Source organism: Proteiniphilum sp. LBM24028, from assembly GCF_056629195.1.
On sequence record NZ_CM152817.1, the window covers coordinates 2044983 to 2067126 of the forward strand.

The 22144-nt window shown below is 48.4% G+C and carries 16 protein-coding genes; 2 read left to right on the forward strand and 14 right to left on the reverse strand.

All coding sequences use genetic code 11. The features are described 5' to 3' along the window. Positions 1 to 11 precede the first annotated feature (11 nt). The 14 genes from AC1HCU_RS07880 to AC1HCU_RS07945 form a co-directional block, all read right to left on the reverse strand. A complete protein-coding gene (locus AC1HCU_RS07880) occupies positions 12 to 881 on the reverse strand; it encodes a DUF4843 domain-containing protein (RefSeq protein WP_480364957.1) in 870 nt (289 codons plus the stop codon). A gap of 22 nt (positions 882 to 903) precedes the next feature. Further along, on the reverse strand, positions 904 to 2412 hold the full coding sequence (locus AC1HCU_RS07885) for a RagB/SusD family nutrient uptake outer membrane protein (protein WP_480364959.1): 1509 nt from the start codon (positions 2410 to 2412) through the stop codon (positions 904 to 906). Positions 2413 to 2440: 28 nt separating this feature from the next. Beyond that, entirely contained in the window at positions 2441 to 5788 is a 3348-nt protein-coding gene (locus AC1HCU_RS07890; RefSeq protein ID WP_480364961.1) for a SusC/RagA family TonB-linked outer membrane protein, read from the reverse strand. A gap of 116 nt (positions 5789 to 5904) precedes the next feature. Beyond that, positions 5905 to 7098 (reverse strand): FecR family protein, encoded by a 1194-nt coding sequence (locus AC1HCU_RS07895; protein WP_480364963.1) that lies wholly within the window; start codon positions 7096 to 7098, stop codon positions 5905 to 5907. After that, on the reverse strand, positions 7095 to 7691 hold the full coding sequence (locus AC1HCU_RS07900) for an RNA polymerase sigma factor (RefSeq protein WP_480364965.1): 597 nt from the start codon (positions 7689 to 7691) through the stop codon (positions 7095 to 7097). The genes AC1HCU_RS07895 and AC1HCU_RS07900 overlap by 4 nt, the downstream gene beginning before the upstream one ends. Positions 7692 to 8033: 342 nt before the next feature. Further along, on the reverse strand, positions 8034 to 9080 hold the full coding sequence (gene ilvC, locus AC1HCU_RS07905) for a ketol-acid reductoisomerase (protein ID WP_480364967.1): 1047 nt from the start codon (positions 9078 to 9080) through the stop codon (positions 8034 to 8036). A gap of 73 nt (positions 9081 to 9153) precedes the next feature. Further along, complete coding sequence (gene ilvN / locus AC1HCU_RS07910; protein WP_480364968.1) at positions 9154 to 9723, reverse strand: acetolactate synthase small subunit; 570 nt, start codon at positions 9721 to 9723, stop codon at positions 9154 to 9156. A gap of 27 nt (positions 9724 to 9750) precedes the next feature. Next, complete coding sequence (ilvB, locus tag AC1HCU_RS07915) at positions 9751 to 11472, reverse strand: biosynthetic-type acetolactate synthase large subunit (protein WP_480371121.1); 1722 nt, start codon at positions 11470 to 11472, stop codon at positions 9751 to 9753. A gap of 134 nt (positions 11473 to 11606) precedes the next feature. Beyond that, complete coding sequence (ilvD, locus tag AC1HCU_RS07920; RefSeq protein WP_480371124.1) at positions 11607 to 13445, reverse strand: dihydroxy-acid dehydratase; 1839 nt, start codon at positions 13443 to 13445, stop codon at positions 11607 to 11609. A 35-nt stretch (positions 13446 to 13480) separates the two neighbouring features. After that, positions 13481 to 14548, reverse strand: a complete 1068-nt coding sequence (leuB, locus tag AC1HCU_RS07925; protein ID WP_480364970.1) for a 3-isopropylmalate dehydrogenase — start codon at positions 14546 to 14548, stop codon at positions 13481 to 13483. 222 nt (positions 14549 to 14770) lie between these two features. After that, positions 14771 to 16330 carry an alpha-isopropylmalate synthase regulatory domain-containing protein gene (locus AC1HCU_RS07930; protein ID WP_480371127.1) on the reverse strand — a complete coding sequence of 520 codons (1560 nt, stop codon included), beginning with the start codon at positions 16328 to 16330 and terminating at the stop codon, positions 14771 to 14773. A 112-nt stretch (positions 16331 to 16442) separates the two neighbouring features. After that, positions 16443 to 17039, reverse strand: coding sequence for a 3-isopropylmalate dehydratase small subunit (gene leuD / locus AC1HCU_RS07935; RefSeq protein WP_480364973.1), 597 nt, complete (start codon positions 17037 to 17039; stop codon positions 16443 to 16445). 103 nt (positions 17040 to 17142) lie between these two features. Beyond that, positions 17143 to 18525, reverse strand: a complete 1383-nt coding sequence (gene leuC / locus AC1HCU_RS07940) for a 3-isopropylmalate dehydratase large subunit (RefSeq protein ID WP_480364975.1) — start codon at positions 18523 to 18525, stop codon at positions 17143 to 17145. Between the two features lie 117 nt (positions 18526 to 18642). Continuing rightward, entirely contained in the window at positions 18643 to 20130 is a 1488-nt protein-coding gene (locus AC1HCU_RS07945) for a 2-isopropylmalate synthase (protein WP_480364978.1), read from the reverse strand. Between the two features lie 460 nt (positions 20131 to 20590). Here AC1HCU_RS07945 and AC1HCU_RS07950 point away from each other — a divergent pair, with 460 nt between their 5' ends. Further along, positions 20591 to 21529 (forward strand): aminodeoxychorismate synthase component I, encoded by a 939-nt coding sequence (locus AC1HCU_RS07950; RefSeq protein WP_480364980.1) that lies wholly within the window; start codon positions 20591 to 20593, stop codon positions 21527 to 21529. A gap of 12 nt (positions 21530 to 21541) precedes the next feature. Further along, entirely contained in the window at positions 21542 to 22129 is a 588-nt protein-coding gene (locus AC1HCU_RS07955; protein WP_480364982.1) for an aminotransferase class IV, read from the forward strand. Positions 22130 to 22144: the final 15 nt, after the last annotated feature.

The window sequence follows — 22144 nt, forward strand, 5'->3', positions numbered from 1 at the left end:
GTCACAGGAAACTAATAGCTTCTGGCCTTGATCAACTCTCCCTTAAGATTCCCGGCGTCATGCCTTAGCGGCGCATCGGGGTTCGCTTCATTATAGGCCTTGATATAATCGGCCAATTTCAAAGCATAGGATTTGTAGGAATTATCCCCATAGATCATGGTGTATCGGGGCAAATACTTATACGCCCCATAAGTACCCGGCGGGTTGTATTTCGCTCCATGTTTCTCCCGATCGTCCCAGTCATTCCAGCCCAGTGCCGCAACAATGGTTTTCAAGGCGTTCGGACTGTAGTTCACATTACTGGGGGATACAAAACTTAAAGAACTATTTATCAGCATATTATATGATCTTATAAACTGATTGTTTGTCGGCATCGGGATGGCATTGTTCCATGAGAGCCTGGCATTAATATATACTTTCGGTCCTAAAGAAAGCTGGTCGGACTCCAGAAGTGTCACAGACAACTGATAGGTAGTGTCATTCAGTTCTTCCCGGTTATATAACTGAACCCGGATATACCCGATGGTTGTGTCCGGCGGAATAACCGCGCTGAGGATATTATATGATCCGGCCGGCGCCGTGGAATTCTCCTCATCGATACGGTAAGAGACGGTACGCTCCTGGTTGGATGGACGCCCGATCAGCATCACCGGCAGATCGTAAATGGTATCACTGACAAACGGCGTTTCTATAAACGAGTAAGCGGCATAGAAAATACCCGACGTACCATTATAACCCGGAGGTTCCGAACTAACGAGGTCGGTCACAGGAAAACGAACGGCGTTATACGCTTCGTCGTAAAAACCGATATCATCTGTCTCGCAACGGACTGCCAACAACAGAGTGGCTAAGACCCATAAATTGATGATTATTTTTTTCATTATTATGCGTAGTTTTTATTGTTCATTGTACCCTTCCGGCCTGTAATTCAAACGCGGGATAGGGTAACACATACTGTTCATCCTCCATTTCTGCTGCTCCGTGCGGGACAGTCACCGCACCGGTACGCTTGTAATAATAGAACATCACTCCTTCCGAAAGGAACTCCTTGTGATACTCCTTTTTTATCTCTTCCACGATCTGCTCGGCAGTGAGCTCCTCCAGGGTGTCGTATAATCCGCGATTATTGCGCACGGTGTTCAACCGCTCCATCGCCTTGTTCAGGTCAGGAGAAGCACCTGTGGCATAACACTCGGCCGCGATGTAGTAGATCTCGGGCAGGCGGATCACCGATACTTTGTCGTGATAGAAAGTGAGGCTTCCCGATTCATAAACCTTTAACGGGACAAATCCCATGGTACTATTATTGGTACTCTGGTTCAATAAAACGGAATACCTCACGTCGGAAGTGGAACCTTCATAGAGGGATACGGCATCCTCCGGCCGCAAATACATGGCGGCATAATCCGTATCCTGGTAGTAAGGATTGATGTATCGTGCGATTTTGGTTGGCAGATCCGCCACATTCAACCCAAACAGGTGTTCCGTAGCCAGGGAGCTGTTGGACCTACTGATATTGGATGGCGTGAGAAAATAAATGAAAGTATTCATGTCATCCAGCTTGATCCCCTTTTCTACGGCGGCAATCACCTCCTCGGCGGCGGCCAGCGCTTTTTTCTTGCTCTCATCACTGCCCTCCCATAACAAAACACGGGCCTGCAATCCTTTCACCGCGTAATAATTGAGACGGATATTGCGCTGCTCCATGAAGCCGTCCGCATTCACTTCCGCGTAGAACGACACGGGATGCTTGCCGGTAACCGGATCATAATCCTTGAGCAGGGAAGCTGCCTCTTCCAGGTCGGCCATTATCTTCCGGATGGTTGTCTCTCCCGTCTGCTGGGGGGTCGCATCTTTGGAAAGTACTGTCACATACGGTATGGTAAGCCTGGCATTGAGTTCTGCGCTTCGGTTTGCCCAATTGCCATAACCGTATAACCGGAGCAGGTCGAAGTGCATAAAAGCACGGATGGCCAACAGCTCTCCCTTGATGATATGATAATCGATCTCGTCCAGCATCTCTCCGTTCTTTTCAAGAAACGTCAGCGCCTCGTTTGCATTTGCTATCACCGAGTAAGCCTTCGCCCATATCCGTTCGATCGCGTCTACGGAGGATGCATGCTGAAAATTATATTGCTGTATCCTGTACTCGAGCGCGGTGGTGCTGACCTGGAGAAGCGGTTCAAATTGATTGCCGAGGAATTCGATCAGGTGCCATGACAGCTGTTTTCCGTAAAGGGCTTCGTCGGCCATCCCGATATAACATCCGATCAACGACTGCTGAAATCCCGTAATGGAACTGTAATGGTCTTCCTCCCTGATCTCGGAACCCGAAGTAACGTCAAACCAATCGTTGCATGCAGTGAAAGAAAATAGAGCTACTGCAATTATAATCAATATATACTGTTTCATAGAATACTATTTTATTGTTGTTACACCATCAGAAAGTTCCCGTCAGGGAGAGCGACATGGTTCTGGCAAATGGATAAGTCAACCCTCTCTCTACTTTGATCGATGAAAAGGTGGCTACATCATTGATATAAAAAGACAATCTCAAACGCCTCATTCCCAATTGGTCATATATATGTTTCGGAAACTCGTAATAAGCGCTGAGGGAGGAGATGGTCAGCTCTTTTCTCTCCTGTACAAAGCGGGTAGTCGCGCGTGTCATCTCCTTCGAGTTGAATTTCTTGAACTGGGTAACCTGTCCCGGCTCCTGCCAGCGGCCCAATAACACGCGGCGATCCACGTTGTACGCAATGTCGGCATTCTCTACCCGGTCTACCAGAGTATAATTGTACATCTGGGATCCCGTCAGGAAACTGAAGGTGGCATTTACGCCTATACCTTTGTATTCTCCCGAGAAACCAGCGATACCTTTATATCTCGGATCGGAATCTCCGGCGGCGATCAAATCGGCGGCATCGTACCGATAGGTCTTCGTTCCGTCTTTTTTGATATATACTTCAAGCCCGGTAGCGGGGTCAATCCCGGCCGACGGGACCGCCCATATCGTATTCATGGAGAGACCGTCTTCATAGATTAAAACCGGAGCGGCAGTACCGACATCCTCGGCGAGCGTTCTCATCCTTTCGTTGTATGCCCTCATACTTTCCGAAAGGCGAATTATCTTGTTCTTATTGTTGACAAGTGATCCGTAGAAATTCAGGAAACCCCGCTGGCCTTGCCAGACAGTATAATTTGCTTTAACTTCATAACCCGAGTTACGTACCAGCCCCAGATTATCCATCACCGAAGAGAAGCCGGTGGAAGTGGGGATAGTGACACTGGTGAGCATGTTCTTTGTATCGGCAAAATAATAATCGAACGAGAGATTAAGCCCTCCGATACGGGTATCGAGACCGATGTTCTGATCCTTTTTCTGCTCCCATTTCAGATCCGGATTGGGCAGGTTGTGCAGGTAGGCACCCGGAAAACCGCCATACACGACCCCCGTGTAATAGCGGTACGTACCGATGGCCGCATTGGTGGAAAAATTCTGATTCCCGGTCAGGCCGATGGAAGCACGTAGCTTGAGCTGTTTAATGGTATTGCTATAGTTCTTAAAAACAGCCTCGTTGTGGATGTTCCATCCCACACCCAACGACCAACTGTTTGCCCAACGGTTGTTTGCCCCGTAAAGCGATGACGCGCTCTCTCTCGCGGTAGCATCTGCCAGGTAGCGGTTGTCGTAATCATACGACGCTGCCAGCAGAAAGTCGGCCTGCCGGTTGATACTTGCATATCCCATGGGCGTAACGCCCTCGGCATACTGACGGGCAAAGGTGATGTCTGCCATCTGATTGTTCATAAATCCCTCGGCGAAATGCTGATAAGCAGAATAGGTATCTTCCGAAACAAAGGCGCCTATGTTCGAGAAAAGCGTGTGACGTCCCACTGACTTCATATAATTGACGTTCGCGTCGCCCGAGACGGATCTGCTTTTTCCGTTTTCCAGAATGTATCTCCCCCGCCTCACCAATAAATCGGGATCCTTCAAATAGGATTGAAAAATGGAATGATTTGTGGGAAAGAAGCTGTCAGCCTGATTTTTTTTGTTTGATATGCTAAAACGGACGGTTGTTTTCCATTCAGGCGAAATCAACCATTCGGTATAAAAATTATTGGTGAAATGGGTGTACTCGGACGTAAATCTGGTACCGATGGTGGCATCGTAAAGCGGATTGGGAAAATTTTCCTCAGACCAGCGCAACACGTTCCCTTGCGCATCGGTTGCCTGCCAGTAGGGATTCATTTTGGCGTAGGTGTTAAACGAACCATACGGGGAATCGGTGCTGTTGTTGGAAAGGAAGGTCGTCACATTTCTGAATAACAGATTGTTCCGGCGATAAGAGATATGTGAAGTGCCGGAAATATTCTGCCGTTCAGACTCTTTCATCACCCCGTTTATCTGATTGTAGGTGAGGTCGAAGATCGTCCGCAAACTCTGTGAATCGCCCAGTTCCAGGCTCAGGCTGTGCTTGTTGCCTACTCCCGTTCGGAGCGGTTTGGAAAGCCAATAGGTGTTTAAGCCCTCCAATGCCAGTTTTTTGCGTTCGTTATACAAACGATCATTTTTCTCTTGTTCCGAATGGCTACGTGCCCGGTAAACGCCTTCGGCCACTTCCACCTGCAGCTTCTCCAACGCGTTGGTCAGATCGTAACTGGTCAGGTCGGGCATCTCTAACGAAATGTCGCCGTTATAGGTTATGCGTTGTTCACTCCCGCCCACCCGTTTTGTTTCAATCACAATCACTCCGTTGGCGGCTTTGGATCCGTACAACGCCTTTGCCGAAGCATCTTTGAGGATGGTCACGCTCTCCACCCGGTTCATGTCCATATCCACCAGGTACTCGATCGAAGTCTGAAACCCGTCAAGGATAATCAGCGGCTGGTTAGGTTGGTTCTGATAGTTACTCTTGAACGAGGAGCTTTCCGCCAGGGGGAAGCTGGATGTACCACGGATCGACATGGAAGGAATCGTGTTCGGGTCGGAGCCCATTGCCATGTTCACCGGGATATAGACGGAGGGATCGAGATTTTTCATACTCTCCACCACATTACGGTTCCCTACGCGCGTAAGGTCATCGCTGGTCAGGGTTGTTGCAGATCCGGTGTACCCCTCTGCTTTACGGGTATAGATACCGGTTACGATAAGCTCTTCCAATTGGCCATCGGGAAATAACTGCACATTTTTCACCAACGTTCCTTCCTTTTCTCCTATGAGAATCTCCACCGTTTTCATCCCTACGAAGGAAAACTGCAGCAACACAGGTTCAGCAGGTGGAGTAATCAATAGTGAATATTCACCCTCCATATTCGTAGTTGTGATCCGTTGCAGGGATAGTACATAGACATTCACTCCCGGCAGAGGAAGTCCATTTTCATCCGTCACTTTCCCGGTGACGGTTATTCCCTTCTTCTTTTCCTCCTGTGGGGAGATGTTGACATTTGTTGTGGAGATCAGGATCTGTTTGTCCACAATCCGGTAGGTGAGACCGCTCGAATCCAACAGCCGGTTCATCACCGCTTGAATGGATGCGGAACTGATTGATAGCGTAACCCTCTTGGTCAATAACGGCCTTAACGCATCATCATAAAAGAAAATATATTTACTCTGTTTCTCGATGGCATCAAAACCTGATCTGATCGATTGATTTTCCAATTTTAACGATATGACCGACTCTTGAGCATTAGAAAAGAATACAAAAAACGAGCATGGAAAGACAATAAAAAGTATTGCCACAAATTTCCGGACATGCGTGTAGTTTTTTACAGAATTCTTCATACTTTTATAATTCTATTCATTTATTACTTTGAGATAAATAATGGAATGTCGGATAATGGCCTAAACATTATCCGGCTATTTTATATAGCATGTGTTTACATAAGCGCGTCCTTTCTCTATTTTATGGTATTATACCTGAATATAATTTCATCCTCGTTTTCTGAATAGGCCACTGGAGAGACCTTTGTAATATTGTCAAGCACCATTTTCCACTCGTCGAACAGATATAATTTGCCCGAACATCGAATAGACTCAATATCGTCTCCATACGCCAGATTGATATCATAATACCTTGACAGGCGGGTAAGAATGTTTTTTAACGGCTCACTTTCAAATCTAAGTATCCCATCTTTCCACGAAGTAAAATTGTACACGTCTACATGGGTGACTCCCGACTGCATCTTGTCAATAATCTGCAACTGTTGATTCTGCGCCACGACGTTTCTTTGTTTTTTCGCTTCCGAAACAACGGAGACCATCCCTTCCGCAACCGTTACATGCTGGACGGGATCTTCGGGATAGGCGGAAATGTTGAATTTAGTACCCAATACGGCCACTTCAAAATCAGGCGTCGAAATTAAGAAAGGTCTCTGAGTATCTTTTTCCACTTCAATATAAATCTCTCCTTCAATTTTTATTTTTCGTTCATCTCTATTCTCAAAAACAGACGGAAATTCAACTGTCGTACCCGAATTTACCCATATCTTACTTCCATCGGCCAACAGTAACGAAGAACGTTTACCTTTAGGAACAATCAGCCGGTTCAAAGCAATGTGGGTCTCATCGCTTTCATGCTTCTCCAGCATCTCTCCCAATTCGTTTTGGACAACAATATTTCCCGTAGTATCATACTTGATCTGAATATCTTCTTTGAAAGAAACCTTTCCACCTGCCGAAAAAATCAGTTGAACCTCTTTCTCGGAAATATCCGCAAAATTTTTTTTGTCCGACTCACTGTTTATCACACCGGTATTTTTGTAAGTCAGAAGAAAAAACAAAAAAAATACAACAACCGTACTTAGACTATATACAGTAATTTTCTTTCGCTTTTTATGTATATAAACCCTTGATGTCAATTTTTTTACGGCACTCTCCTTATCCTGCGGTGAAAATGAAACTTCATTGCCTTCCACTAACATCTCTACAATCTTTACTGCCAGTAAAACTTCTTCTGATTTTTCAGGATGTTGTGCCAAAAAGGAGGTCCAGAACAAACAGGTTTCCTCTGTTTGAAACCATCTCCATTCCAGGAAAAAGGGATCAGTAGAGAAGTCAGCAGCAGTATAGGTTAAATAATGACTGAATTTCATTTCCTTATCTTACTAATAGCTTTGTATACAACATTTCGTACTGAAGCAGAAGTCATTGCAAGCAGCTCTCCTATTTCATCGTAACTCATTTCATGAATAAATCTCAAATAGATGATTTCCCGCTGTTTATCCGAAAGAACCTGCAGTAGCTTATTTATTTTCTCTTTTATCCTGACTTGTTCCTCTGCTTCAATTAATAGATGAAGTGAGTCTGCTTTTACTGAAAGTTTAAATTCGGGAATATCCGTTATGACGAACTTTGAGGTTGATTTATTAATATTCAGCAGCTGATTTTTAAGTGCCCGAAAGAGATAAAACTTCAGCTCGCTAACATTGTTTAACATTTTAGGCGAAAGACATAGTTTATAGAATACATCATGTATTGCATCTTCCAGTACCTCTTTCTGATATCCCATTTTCAAGCCATATGACAGTAGATCATTCGCATACTCGTCATAAATGAATTGAATGAGATTTTTATCACTTAGACGAAGATTCTCTACTGATTTTTTTTCCTGGCCATACAATTTGCATTTCAAAAAAAGGTCGGCTGGATATCCCATCGCCGTATATGTTAAAGAATATTTATCCATAAAAATAACTTTTACAATCTATATAGACAATCTCATCACTAATTTTGTCATCATATTTTTCAAAAAAAACACAAAATGAAAGAAAAAAAATATTTTTTCAACTAAAATAATACCTCAACATCAAAAAAAACAAGCAAATAAATATAATTAAGAGAAATGAATGTTTTCAGTCGTCAAGCAAATTTATAATTTTCCAGGTTCAGATAGTTCAAATGATTTATCCCAAAGATAGAAAATAACTGAAAAATAAATAAAGAGACACAGGTTTTAACCTTTGCCTCTTTTATTCTTTACCAAAAAGTCGGAGCACATACCTTCCTCTTTGGAGCAACCGGATTAATATCAGTTATTTTCCGGACGCAGCTTGCGTACCACGGCACCTGCCTGCCACATCTCGCTTTCACGAAGGGCTTTCAACTCCTCCTCCAGCTTTTCACGATAATCGGGTTGTGAGTTGCTGTCGATGGAGCGCTGCGCTTCATTGCCGGCGGCCACCTCTTTATACAGTTTTTCAAATACCGGTTTGGTAGCATCGTGAAACGGTCCCATCCAGTCGAGGGCACCACGCTGGGCAGTAGTGGAGCAGTTGGCATACATCCAGTCCATCCCCTTTTCCGCAAAGAGTGGCATCAGAGACTGGGTAAGTTCTTCCACCGTTTCATTAAAAGCCTCTGATGGCGTATGTCCGTTTGCGCGGAGCACCTCATACTGTGCCAGCAACAATCCCTGAATGGCGCCCATCAGTGTGCCACGCTCGCCGGTAAGGTCGGAGAATACTTCACGTTTGAAATCGGTCTCAAACAGATAGCCCGACCCCACACCGATACCCAGTGCCACTACACGTTCGAAAGCCTTTCCTGTGGCATCCTGAAAGATGGCATAGGATGAATTGAGGCCACGCCCTTCGAGAAACATCTTCCGCAGTGAGGTACCCGAACCTTTTGGGGCAACAAGAATCACATCCACATCGGCGGGAGGCACAATGCCCGTACGCTCTTTATAAGTAATCCCGAAACCATGAGAGAAGTAAAGGGCCTTGCCTGCCGTGAGGTAAGGTTTGATACGGGGCCATACTTCAATCTGCGCCGCATCGGAGAGCAGGTACTGGATGATGGTTGCCCGCTTGCAGGCTTCCTCAATCTCAAACAATGTTTCACCGGGCACCCACCCGTCGACCACCGCCTTATCCCAGGTCTTGCCACCCTTTCGCTGTCCTACAATCACGTTGAAGCCATTGTCACGCAGGTTAAGCGATTGTCCGGGTCCCTGCACCCCATAACCCAATACGGCTATTGTTTCATTCTTTAACACCTCCAGAGCCTTGCTCAACGGAAACTCGTCGCGGGTAACTACGTTCTCTTCTACCCCGCCAAAATTCATTTTTGCCATTTTTTTTAATTTTATCCTCTCTTCCACCGATAAAGGCGCAAGATACGGTCGTATTACTATTTTTATATTGATATCAATCTTTCTTATCGTCCCATCTTTTATTCTCCTGTTCGCGTTTGGCCAGCATGTCGCTTAGTCGCTCCACTTTCGACTTAGTGATGGCAATCCTGCCGGAGCGGACAAACTGCAGTACGCCGATACTCTCAGCCAGTTCGTCGAAGAGGCCCTGTGTTTCGGAATAGTGTCCAGCCTTCAGAAATACTACACAATCTGTAGAGACCTCCAGAATGCGGACGTTATATTTCCTTACCAGATATTCAATGGAACCATGTGCCAGCACTTTATCCGTGGAAAGTTTATACAGCGCCAGTTCCTGATGTACCAGATCTTCGTCGGTATTGTAGTACGCCTTCAGGATATCCACCCTCTTGTCGATGAGACGGACAAGCTTCTTCATCACCTCCTCATCGTCGGAAAAAGTGGTGATGGTAAACTTGTGAATACCTTTGATGGCCGATGGCGAAACCGACAACGTCTCAATATTTAACTGCCGGCGCGTGAAGATGGTCGTAATCTGATTGAGCACACCCACCGTATTCTCCGAGAAAATGGTGATGGTGTATAAAGTTTTGTTCTCCTCCATTTTTGTCGATTTAATATGTGTAAATCACTACAATTTATTCCCGTTACCGAGTAAGATATTCGTCACGCTTCCTCCCGAAGGAATCATGGGATATACCATTCCTTTAGTCTCCACCACCACTTCCAGCAGATAGGCACCCTTGTGTGCCAGCATCTCCGCGATGGCCTCATCCAGTTCGCTACGTTGGGTTACCTTGCGTCCTTTTATATTGTAAGCATCTGCTATCTTGATGAAATCCGGGTTTTTCAGGTGTGTCTCCGAGTAGCGTTCATCGAAAAAGAGTTCCTGCCACTGGCGCACCATACCTAGATAATTGTTATTCAGCAAGATGATCTTCACATCAATATCATATTCCATGATGGTGCCAAACTCCTGCATGGTCATCTGCAGACCGCCGTCGCCCACGAAGATACAGACCGTTCTCTCCGGTGCACCATACTTGGCGCCAATACCGGCAGGAAGGCCAAAGCCCATTGTTCCCAGGCCGCCGGAGGTTACCATGCTGCGGGACTCTGTAAACTTGAAATAGCGTGTACTCATCATCTGATGCTGTCCCACGTCGGTCACACAGACCGCCTTGTTGTGTGTGGCTTCCGTTACCTTATGTACCACCTCGCCCATCTTTATTTCTCCGCCGTTCTCCGGATATAATTCTTTCCGGATGATGCAGTCATATTCTTTCTCCGTGTAAGGGCGAAATTCATCCAGCCAGGCTGCATGCGATTGTTTCTCAAGCAAAGCCGTGACCATCGGCAGTGTTTTTTTTGCATTCCCTGATACTTTCACCGTCGTCTTCACATTTTTGTTAATTTCAGCCGGATCAATATCAAAGTGGATCACCTTCGCCTGTTTGGCGTAGGTCTTCAGGTCGCCCGTCACACGGTCGTCGAAACGCATGCCAATGGCTATCAACACATCGCATTCATTGGTCTTCATGTTTGGCGCTACATTCCCATGCATGCCCAGCATCCCGAAGTTGAGCGGATGATCGGTAGGCATGGCCGACAATCCGAGGATGGTGGAGCCAAAGGGAATACCCCCCTTCTCCAGGAAAGCACGCAACTCCTCTTCAGCCTTTCCGAGGATCACCCCCTGTCCCACCAGGGCAAGGGGTTTTTTGGCGTTGTTGATGAGGTCGGCCGCCATCCTGATCTGGTCGTCCTCAATCTCCGGCTCGGGCAGGTAGCTGCGGAGAAAGCTGGTCTTCTGATAAGAGTAGGTACATTTATTCACCTGCGTATCCTTGGCAATGTCAAGCACCACCGGCCCGGGGCGGCCGCTTGAAGCAATGTAAAATGCCTTGGAAACAGCCCAGGCAATATCTTCCACACGACGGATCTGATATACCCATTTGGTGATGGGCTGCGTGACACCGATCACATCTGCTTCCTGAAAAGCATCGGAACCCAGCAGGCTCGAAACAACCTGTCCCGAGATCACCACCATGGGTGTGCTGTCCATCATCGCATCGGTAATGCCGGTGATGGTGTTGGTGGCACCCGGTCCTGAAGTAACCAGAGCCACGCCCACCTTCTGCGACACACGTGCATAGCCCTGCGCAGCATGCACAGCACCTTGTTCGTGGCGTACAAGAATATGTTTTATCTCGTGTTTGTGATCATACAGCGCATCGAATACCGGCATGATGGCACCGCCCGGATAACCGAACATGGTATCCACACCTTCTGCAATCAGCGATCGGATCAATATCTCACTGCCTGAAATAACTTCTGTTTCCTGCTCCCCCATATTGGTTGCGGAAATGGTTCCCGGAGTCTGATTATTTTTGTTCATCATAATTGCTCACTAAAGTTAGACGATTGAAAAAAATTTGTCTACTGTTTAAGCAGTGTACCAAAACAGTGAATGAAAATAGAGTAATATTATATAATTCGTATCGCTCCCTTGTCGGCCGAGCTTACAAAGTGCGCATAGAGCTTCAACGCTTTTGATATTTTTCTGTCACGTACCGGCTGGAAGGCATTCTCCCCTTTATCTTCTTCCTGCTTTCTTCTTTTTTGAAGTTCCGCATCGCTGATCTTCAGGTTGATGCTGCGGCCTGGAATGTCAATATCGATGATGTCGCCATCGCGTACCAGGCCGATGTTTCCTCCGGCAGCCGCCTCGGGAGAGATGTGTCCAATGGAGAGTCCCGAGGTACCGCCCGAAAAGCGTCCGTCGGTGATCAGGGCACATGCCGCCCCGAGGTGTTTCGCCTTGATGTAGGAGGTGGGATACAGCATCTCCTGCATGCCGGGTCCCCCCTTGGGGCCTTCATACACGATCACCACCACATCGCCGGCCACCACCTTGCCGTTCAGGATGCCTGCGCAGGCATCGTCCTGCGATTGGAACACTTTTGCTTTGCCGCTGAACTTCCAGATGCTTTCGTCCACGCCGGCCGTCTTTACCACACAGCCGTTGAGGGCGATGTTTCCTTTCAGGATAGCCAGTCCGCCGTCTTTCGTGTAAGCATGTTCCACGTCACGGATACAGCCATTCTCACGGTCGGCATCCAGCGTTTTGAACCGCGCATCCTGCGATCCCATCACCAGGTTATGGCGGTTCCCGGGTGCAGAGGAGTAGATATTTTTTGCCTCTGCAGAAGGTTCACCTTTGGTGATGTCATATTTCTCTATCGCTTCCGCCAGGGTAAGTCCGTCTGCGCGGCCTGCGGAAGTGTCTACCAGCCCTGCCCGGGCCAGTTCTCCCAGGATACCCATGATACCGCCTGCACGGTTTACGTCCTGGATATGATATTTCTTCGAGTTGGGTGCCACCTTGCAGATGCAGGGTACCCTCCTTGACAATTCATCGATGTCCTCCAGCTTGAAGTCGATCTCTCCCTCCCTGGCAATGGCCAATGTGTGAAGGATGGTATTTGTGGATCCGCCCATGGCGATATCGAGTGTCATGGCGTTCAGGAAAGCCTGTCGTGTGGCTATGTTGCGTGGAAGCACCGACTCATCGCCATCGAAATAGTAGCGCTCCGCATTTTTTACGATCTGCCTTGCCGCCTTTACAAACAGTTCTTTGCGATTGACATGGGTGGCCAGGATGGTTCCGTTGCCGGGCAAGGCAAGTCCTATTGCCTCATTCAGACAGTTCATCGAGTTGGCAGTGAACATGCCGGAGCAGGAGCCACAAGTGGGACAGGCCGAGATCTCCAGTTGGGCCACACGTTCGTCTGATACATTTTCATCGGCCGACTCAATCATGGCATCAATCAGGTCGATCTGCTCCTCACCTATCTTTCCGGCCTCCATGGGTCCGCCAGAGACAAAAATGGCAGGAATATTCAGTCGCATGGCCGCCATCAGCATTCCCGGCGTGATCTTGTCGCAATTGCTGATGCAGACGAGCGCATCGGCCTTGTGTGCATTGACCATATATTCTATGGAGTCGGCAATCATATCACGCGAAGGCAGCGAATACAACATTCCATCGTGCCCCATCGCAATGCCGTCGTCCACGGCAATGGTGTTGAACTCCGCGGCAAAGCATCCCAGCTTCTCCACCTCCTTTTTTACAAGTTGTCCGATGTCATGCAGATGCACATGACCCGGCACAAACTGCGTGAATGAGTTGGCAATGGCAATGATGGGTTTGCCCATCTGCTCACGGGTCATCCCGTTGGCATGCCACAAAGCCCGTGCACCGGCCATCAGTCGACCCTGTGTACTTGTTGCACTACGCAGGTTCTCTTTCTTCTGTTCCCGCATCGCTTCGGAGTTATTTTGATTATTCATCCTGACAGCTATTTACTGATATATTCCGTAATCCAGCTTCCCACCTCGCTCGTACGATAACTTCTGCCGCCACTGGCAATATCTTCCGTGACGATACCCGCTTCAAGGCTCTCGTTCACCGCCTGGCGGATCAGGGCCCCCTCTTCGTGCAGATTGAATCCATATTCGAACATCAGTGCGGCGGAGAGGATCATGGCCACGGGGTTGGCAATATCTTTTCCTGCAGCCTGGGGATAGGATCCGTGTATCGGCTCAAACAGCGACGTATGCAGGCCCATGGAGGCCGAAGGAAGCAATCCCAGTGAGCCGGTGATCACCGATGCCTCGTCGGTGAGGATATCACCGAACAGGTTCTCGGTCACCAGTACATCGAAGCTTCTGGGCCACTGTATGATACGCATGGCAGCGTTATCCACGAAAAGGTAGTCGGTTTCTATGTCGGGATACCGGGGTGCGATCTCCTGGGCCACCTGGCGCCAGAGACGAGAGGTCGCCAATACGTTGGCCTTGTCGACCACCGTCAGTTTTTTGCGTCGCTGGCCGGCGAACCTGTAGGCCAGATGAAGCACCCGCTCCACCTCCTCACGGGTATAAATACAGGTGTCGTAAGCCGTGTCGCCATCCTCACTCCTGCCTTGCGGACGCCCGAAATAAAGCCCTCCCGTAAGCTCCCGGATACACACGAAGTCGGCTCCCTCTACCAGGTCGGCACGCAGAGGCGACTTGTGGATGAGCGAGGGAAAGGTCATCACAGGACGAATGTTTCCATACAGTCCCAGCTGTTTGCGCATGCGCAGCAATCCCTGCTCGGGACGCACCTTTGCATTAGGGTCATTGTCATATTTGGGATCGCCGATGGCGCCAAACAACACTGCGTCGCTCTGCATGCACAGTTCATGCGTCTCAGCCGGATAGGGATCGCCCGTGGCATCGATGGCTGCTGCACCGGTAACACCTTCTTTGTATGAAAATTCGTGACCAAACCTCCTGCAAACGGCCTGCGTCACCTGCAAAGCCTGCTTCATAATTTCCGGGCCTATTCCGTCTCCCGCCAGTACTGCAATATTTAACTTCATCTGTAAATTTTTTCTGTATTCTATGTTCTAAATTCAAAATTCTCATATCAGCCTTCCTCACCAATCTTTCATATCCAAAGCTGCGAGCTAAAAGCTTTTTTCTTGACCGCTTTCCCTGAAAATATTCCACTGTCCAAGCTGGAAACTGATTGCTGACCGTTAACGGCTTTTTCCAAAACGATGTCCCTCACAACATCTCACTTCCTCAGCTGACGTTGATTTCTACGGCAACGGCAAATAACTCATATTGGGAATATTTCCTTTCTCCAGCATATTCAGCATCTTCATGGTCGCCTTGATGGCTGCCACTGTCTGGTCGATATCAAGTGCCCGTGTCTTGAACACTTTCCCCTCGAACTTCCATGTGATGATGGTCTGCACGTAGGCATTGGTTTTTCCGCCCGGCGGAATCACCACCTCATAGTCGATCAGCTCCGGCACCGGTTTGTTGAGGCTCCTGTAAATCTTGTACATCGCCTTCGAGAAGGCGTGATACTGTCCTTCACCGGCTGCCGTTTCCTGGTAAACTTCTCCTTTTATCGATAATTTTACCGTTGCTGTCGGACGTAATCCGTGACTGACGGTAAGGGAATAGTTCAACATCTCTATATCCTTGTTTTCAATGCCATTTTTCAACACATCCGACACGATGTACGGTAGTTCGTCGAGGTTCACGATCTCCTTCTTGTCGCCCAGTTCAATGATGCGGGCAGTAACCTTGCGGGTGGACTCTTCATCCAGCTCTATGCCCAGTGCTTCCAGATTTTTTACAATGTTGGAGCGGCCTGCGTTCTTTCCGAGTGCATATGCACGGAAGCGGCCGAAGCGCTCGGGCATCAGGTTGTTGAAATAGAGATTTTTCTTTTTATCGCCATCGGCATGAATACCGGCTACCTGGGTAAATACATTGTCGCCGATAATCGGTTTATTATTCGGGATACGCACACCGGAATAACTCTCTACAACCTTGCTTACATTATAAAGTTTGGTCTCGTCCACGTGGGTCTGCAGACCCATATGGTCATGTATGAGTGCAATTACGCTTGTCAGCGGAGCGTTGCCGGCACGTTCGCCCAGTCCGTTCACAGTCACGTGTACGCCCTTCACCCCGGCCTTGATGGCTTCAAAGACGTTGGCTACGGCCAGGTCGTAATCATTGTGGGCATGAAAATCGAAATGCAGCGAAGGATAACGTGCGATCATCTCTCCACAGAACTGTCTTGTTTCATCGGGATTCAGCACACCCAGCGTATCTGGAAGCATAAACCGCTTCACAGGCTCCTCTTTCAGTCCGTCCATCATGTGGAACACATAATCTTTCGAGTCTCGCATGCCGTTAGACCAGTCCTCCAGATAGAGGTTCACCGACAATCCCATGGCACGTGCAGAGGCAATACATTTTTTTATATCTTCCAGATGTTCGTCGGCCGATTTGCGCAGCTGATAGGTACAATGCTTCAGCGACCCCTTGCTAAGCAGGTTCACCACTTTACATCCCGTTTTGGCGATCCATTCGAGGGAGGTCGTTCCATCCACAAACCCCAGTACCTCCAGCCGGTCGATATAGCCATGCGTCTCTGCCCATTGGACAATCTTCTGTACCGACTGGTATTCGCCTTCCGACACACGGGCCGAGGCGATCTCCACCCTGTCCACCTTCAGCTCCTCCAGCAGCAGACGTACCACGCTCACTTTCTCCTGGGCAGCAAAAGATACACCCGAAGTCTGTTCACCATCGCGCAGCGTGGTATCCATGATCTCTATTTTTCTATCTTCTCCCAAAATGATTCTCAATTAATATGGTTTTTGCTCACTGCATTCACGTTATTCGCACCGTGTGCGTTATTTTCTCACTGCGTTCACGTTATTAAGGAATCGGCATTGAATAATAAAATCAGTAGGCATATGCCCGTTGCTGTTCGAATGCTTCAATTTTATCCCTGTTCGACAACAGAAAGTCTATATCATCCAGTCCTTCGAGGAGACAGGCTTTCTTATAGGCATTTATCTCGAACGATTCGCTCTTGCCCGTTTCGTTGTTTACGATGGTCTGTCGCTCCAGGTTTACCGTGACCGTTGCCTGCCTATTTTTTTCGGATGATGCGAACAGTTCGCTCAGGAACGCATCGCTCACCACCACCGGCAGGATGCCATTATTGAGGGCATTGTTGCGGAAGATGTCGGCAAAGAAGCTCGACACCACCACTTTAAAACCATAACCGCCGATTGCCCATGCAGCGTGTTCGCGGCTGCTGCCGCTGCCGAAGTTCTTTCCTGCCACCAGTACCTGACCGCTATAAGCCGGATTATTCAGTACAAAATCCGCTTTTGGGTTACCCTCCTTGTCGTAACGCCAGTCGGAAAAAAGGTTGTCCCCAAACCCTTCCCGTGTGGTCGCTTTCAGAAAGCGGGCCGGGATGATCTGGTCGGTATCTACATTCTCTATCGGAAGCGGAACATATGTTGATGTGATTGTCTGAAACTTTTCCATATTACTATATCTCTTTTTCTGATTACTGATTACTACATACTGAAAATCAAACCATTACCAGCCCAATCTTTTCCTAAAAAGATGATTGCTGAAGATTGAAGACTCACGGCTGGGTTATCTTACCATTTACCGCAGCCGCAGCCGCTACAAGCGGGCCTGCCAGGATTGTGCGTGCACCCGGTCCCTGACGCCCTTCAAAGTTCCGGTTCGAAGTAGAGACCGCATATTTCCCTGCAGGAACCTTGTCGTCGTTCATTGCCAGGCAGGCAGAACAACCCGGCTGGCGCAGGACGAATCCGGCTTCTTCCAGTATCTTGTCCAATCCCTCTTCCTCAATCTGCTTGCGCACCTTCCAGCTACCAGGCACCAGCCAGGCAGTCACGTTGTCGGCCTTCTTCTTTCCCTTCACATATTCCGTAAAAAGACGGAAATCCTCAATACGGCCATTGGTACAGCTTCCCAGAAAAACGTAATCGATTTGTTTTCCTTCAAGTTTCTCACCCGGTGCAAAGCCCATATAATTTAGTGACTTTTCGAACGATATCTTACCCGCTTCATCTATATCTTCCAGTTGCGGGATGGTGCCGTCTATCGGCATACCCATACCGGGATTGGTGCCGTAGGTAATCATCGGCTTGATCTGCGACACATCAAAGGTCACCTCCTTGTCGAAGACAGCCCCATCGTCGGTCTTCAATGTCTTCCAATAAGCCAGAGCCTTGTCCCACTGCTCCCCTTTGGGTGCAAACTCGCGTCCCTCGATATAACTGAATGTAGTTTCATCTGGTGCAACCAGTCCGCCGCGGGCGCCCATCTCGATACTCAGGTTGCAGAGCGTCATTCGCTGCTCCATGGTGAGATTACGCACCGCTTCTCCGGCATACTCCACAAAATAGCCGGTGGCGCCGCCGGTGGTCAGTTTCGAGATCATGTACAACGCCATATCCTTGGCGCTCACATGCTCGTTCAGCCTCCCTTCAAAGTTGATACGCATGGTCCTTGGTCTTGTCTGCAGGATGCATTGCGATGCAAGCACCATCTCCACCTCGCTGGTACCAATGCCAAAGGCAATGGCGCCAAACGCACCATGGGTAGAGGTATGGCTGTCGCCGCAGACGATAGTCATACCCGGCTGGGTATAACCATTCTCCGGCCCTATCACATGAACGATCCCATTCTTCGGGTTATTCAACCCGTAATAAGTAAGTCCAAACTCCTCCGCATTTTTCGCCAGTGTATCCACCTGAAAGCGGGATACCTGATCGCGAATGGGTTTATCCTGCCCCATGGTAGGAATGTTATGATCCGCCGTGAGCGTGGTCCGTTCGGGGCGGAATACTTTCAGCCCCCGGGCACGTAGTCCGGCAAAGGCCTGCGGACTGGTCACCTCGTGACACAAATGACGGTCTATATATAACTGGGTGGGACCGTCCTGCACGGTGGTAACCACATGGGCGTCCCAGATTTTATCGAAAAGCGTCTTCATATTTTTTTATTGACTATTTATTTCTATATATTTTTAATCTCATATTTTTCTGGTTGCTTTCCTGCAGCCGCTGCCTTCAACAATCTTTCACCTCCGAAGCTGGCCACTGACCGCTATTTATTCCACAAACTTATTTACTGCATCAATGAAAGCCTCCACCGAAGCTGCCACAATATCGGTATTCGCAGAGAAACCGTAATACAACATATCGTTGTGTTCCACCTGCATATGTACTTTCCCTATGTCGTCGCTGCCATGGTCAATGGCCTGGATCAGGAATTCCTGTATCCTCACCTTTCGGCGGATAATATTTTTTACTGCCCTGATGGCGGCATCCACGGGGCCGTTCCCAGTAGCAGTCGCTTCGAAATGTTCCCCCGCGATGTTCAGGCCAATGCTGGCTACGTCGCGCACACCAATGCCGCACACCACCTGCAGGTAATCCACCTTGATCCGGTGGAGGCGTGCTTCCTTGCCCACGAGCATCAGAATATCGTCGTCATTCACATTTTTCTTCTTGTCGGCCAACTCCAGAAACTGCTGATACACCTTGTCCAGTTCTTCCGCTTCCAGCTTCACACCCAGCAGTGAGAGGCGGTTCTTCAGTGCCGCGCGACCGCTGCGGGCTGTCAGAACGATCGCATTGTCGTCAATGCCCACATCTTTCGGATCTATGATCTCGTAGGTTTCCACATTTTTGAGCACACCATCCTGGTGAATGCCGGAGGAGTGGGCAAATGCGTTACGCCCTACGATTGCCTTGTTAGGCTGCACCGGCATGTTCATCAGGCTTGACACCATACGGCTGGTCTGGTAGATATGCTGCGTATTGATATTGGTATCGAAGCCCCGGTCCTTATGGCTCTTGAGCGCCATCACCACCTCCTCAAGGGAAGTGTTGCCGGCACGTTCACCAATGCCATTGATGGTCACCTCCACCTGACGGGCGCCGTTGATGACACCTGCAATGGTATTGGCCGTGGCCATGCCCAGATCCTGGTGGCAATGTGTGGAGAGGATTGCATTCTTCATATCCACGTTGTCGACCAGGAACTTTATTTTTGCTCCAAAATCATCGGGAAAGCAGTAACCCGTGGTGTCGGGGATGTTGACCACCGTAGCGCCGGCATTGACCACAGCCTGCACTACACGGGCAAGGTATTCGTTGTCGGTGCGCCCCGCATCTTCGGCATAAAATTCCACATCGTCCACAAAACGGCGCGCATATTTCACTGCCTTCACCGCCCGCTCAATGATCTCTTCGCGGTTGGAGTTGAACTTATGCCTGATGTGGAAATCCGATGTCCCTATACCGGTATGAATGCGTTTACGCCTGGCATGCTTCAGCGCTTCGGCAGCTACTTCAATATCCTTCTCCACTGCACGTGTCAGCGCACAGATGGTAGGCCATGTTACGGCTTTGGAAATTTCCACAACCGAATTGAAATCGCCCGGACTCGATATGGGGAAACCGGCCTCAATCACATCCACTCCCAGTAGTTCCAGCGCCTGGGCAATCTGAATCTTCTCAATCGTATTCAGCTGGCAGCCGGGCACCTGCTCGCCATCTCTCAAAGTGGTATCAAAAACATAAATCCGCTCCATGATCAACCTAAATTATCTTCGTTTCAACATAAAAGAAAAAAACCCTCCTCACGTGGGTGAGAAAGGTTATCTATATTTTTTACATCAGTCTATAACGGATATGCCAGTCTCACCCTCTGAAGTTCTCCAGAAGTAGAATAGAAATGACTAGAATATCCTTTTGATGATGCATGACAATCAATAAAAATTTGTTTAATGTGTGCAAAGTAATAGCAAAATATTTTACCGGCAAAATATTTTCAGGAAAATCTTCAAAAAAATTTCATTTTACTTCATTTTTCGACAAAATATCGCCAATTCGAAATTATTTGACAACCCGTTGCTTTCATCTGTCACGATAAATCCCTCCCGCAGGGATTTACGAGTCCCAACAAATATGATCAACAAACATAGCATAAAATTGTTCGGGAGGTATTATTTTTGCGATATGTTTCTGTACAGCGACAAATTAACAGAGAGAATGAATAAGGCAGGGCAGGATGGAAAACCTTTCCTGTTTGGCATCGATTTTGAAATGGAAGAAAGTTTTTTTCTGGCCAATCCGATGGAACAACAGGAAATTCTTTTCAACTTCCGGGGCAGGGGCAATGCATCCTGCTCGCCTCACAAGGTAGCTCCATATCACTTTGAATCCTTCCCTGAAGCTTACACCACCTATCGGTCACGTTTCGACACCGTAATGGATGGATTGAAGCGGGGCGATTCCTATCTTGCCAATCTCACCATCAGGACGCCCGTCAGCACATCTCTCTCAATGCGCGAGATCTTTCTGCTTGCACGCGCACCCTACAAGCTCTTCCTCCCCCGCAGGTTTGTTTGTTTTTCTCCCGAATGTTTCGTTCGGATGGAAAAAGGAAAAATTCTCACCTTCCCCATGAAGGGCACCATTGATGCCCTCCTGCCCGACGCGGCACAGGTTATTTTACGCAATAGAAAGGAAACCGCAGAACACAACACCATTGTAGATCTGATGCGCAACGATCTGAGCCGTATTGCCACGTGGGTAAAGGTAAACCGCTTCCGCTATACCGAGGAGCTGCTCACCCACAATGGTCCTATATTGCAGGTAAGTTCGGAGATAGAAGGCCTCTTGCCGGAAGATTACAGGAAGCAGCTCGGTACTCTTTTTTTCGAACTGCTTCCCGCGGGTTCCGTTTCCGGAGCTCCCAAGGCAGCCACGCTCGCGCTCATCGAAAAGGCCGAGAAGGAACCACGCGGCTATTATACAGGTGTAGCCGGTTATTTCGACGGTATCAATCTCGATGTATGTGTACTGATAAGGTACATTGAGCAACAGGGCATGCATCAATATTTCCGCAGTGGCGGGGGTATTACTGCGCAGAGCGACTGTCGCAAAGAATACAATGAGGCGCTACAAAAAGTCTATTTACCTTTTTAATCAGATCAAAATATGTTTCTGGAAACCATTTGTATAGATCGGGGCAGAGTGCTGAACGCAGCGGCACATATCGACCGGATGCAACGTACTGCAATTCATTTCGGATTTCAGATCTCCACGCTGCCGGCCCTGGCCAGCATGCTTCCCCCAACGCTGCGCTATATAAAAGTGAAATGCCGCATCCTTTACAGGGAGTCCGTGCAGGACATCACCTTCGAAAAATACCAGCCCAAAAGGATACAGTCGCTAAAGCTGGTGGAGGCCACGCCCCGCTATGGCTATAAATATGCCGATAGAGAAGAACTCACCCGGCTGTTGACACGGAAAGGAGAAGCCGACGAGATCCTTGTCACCTGCAAAGGTCTCATCACGGATACCACCTTCAGCAACGTGGTCTTCCGCCAGGGAGAGCACTATTTCACCCCGGATAGCTGGCTGCTCAACGGCACCAAACGGCAAAAACTGCTCCGGGAAGGCAGGATCATCGAAAAAAGAATCACCCGTGAGACGTTACATGAATACGATTCGGTTTCCCTGATCAACGCCATGCTCGACATCGAAGACACGATACCTGTTCCCGTCAGCTCCATTTTTCACTAAAAAACGGCCCTCCCT